This window comes from Alcanivorax sp. HI0083, from assembly GCF_001635175.1.
Window position 1 is genome coordinate 1 of record NZ_LWFX01001569.1, and the last position, 1,032, is coordinate 1,032.

Genomic DNA, 1,032 nt, shown 5'->3' on the forward strand with positions numbered 1-1,032 from the left:
GTGGGAATGATCAGGCTGAAAAAGCCCTTGTGCTTGAGGAAATCCCAGACCTCTTCGGGCAGGTCTCGCAGTTCGTGGAAGATCTGCCACTCATCAAGCATGTCGCACAATTGCACCACTTCGTTGTCGATGAAGGACTGCTCGTCATCGGTGAGCGTGGTGAACTGAATGTGAGCGAATTTCTCCCAATCCGGTCGACCGGAGAACAGGTCGGCTTCGAACCAGGTGGTGCCCGCCTCGATGGCTTCACGCTCGGTATCGCCTATGGCTGGCATGACCTTGCCCAGCGCGTTGTAGACCGGTTTGGTGATGAATTTCTGGCGCAGGTCCACGTGGTTGAGCACGGTAACGCCGGCGGCGAGCAGAATCAGGGAAATGGGATGGAACAGCCAGGAAGCGAGGAAGCCGCAGAGCAGCCACACAATAACGAAAACGGCACTGCCAATGCCTCGGCTGATTTGCTGATAGAAGAGGGTCATCAGCGTGGCAATTAACAACACAATAGCCAATAGGCTAAGCATGGTGATCTCCTTTGCCTGGGTGGAATACCTTCCAGCATACGGGCGTTACCATGGAGAGCGCGTGAAACTGCCGCCAGGAACTTCAAACCGTACACCGGACTTCAGTCTAACGCGCAGATGGCACAAGTTGCACAGGATTTAACCGGATTTAATCTGGATGATGCCTTACACTTGGCGCCACTTTTAATGCGTTTTCAGGAGCATAGCGTTGCAGCCGAACAGCCCTATCATTGAAGCCACAGAGCAGAATATTCAGCAAATCCTTGAACAATCCCAACAGATCCCGGTGATCGTGGATTTCTGGGCCAGCTGGTGCCAGCCCTGTCAGCAGATGGCGCCGATACTGGAGCGGCTGGTCAATGAATACCAGGGCAAGGTGCTGCTGGCGAAGGTGAATGCAGATGAACAGCAAATGCTGGCCAGCCAGTTTGGTGTGCGCAGTCTGCCCAGCCTGAAACTGGTGTATCAGGGGCAGCTGGTCAGCGAGCTGGATGGGGCACAGACCGAAGGC

At 54.8% G+C, this 1,032-nt stretch carries 1 protein-coding gene and 1 pseudogene; one reads left to right on the top strand and one right to left on the bottom strand.

Features of this window, described 5'->3' with window-relative positions:
- A pseudogene (locus A3754_RS23420) lies at window positions 1-521 on the bottom strand (acyl-CoA dehydrogenase); the annotation flags it as partial.
- Between the two features lie 208 nt (window positions 522-729).
- Here A3754_RS23420 and A3754_RS23425 point away from each other — a divergent pair.
- Window positions 730-1,032: co-chaperone YbbN (locus A3754_RS23425; RefSeq protein ID WP_156497180.1), on the top strand; the 303-nt coding region annotated here is incomplete at its 3' end.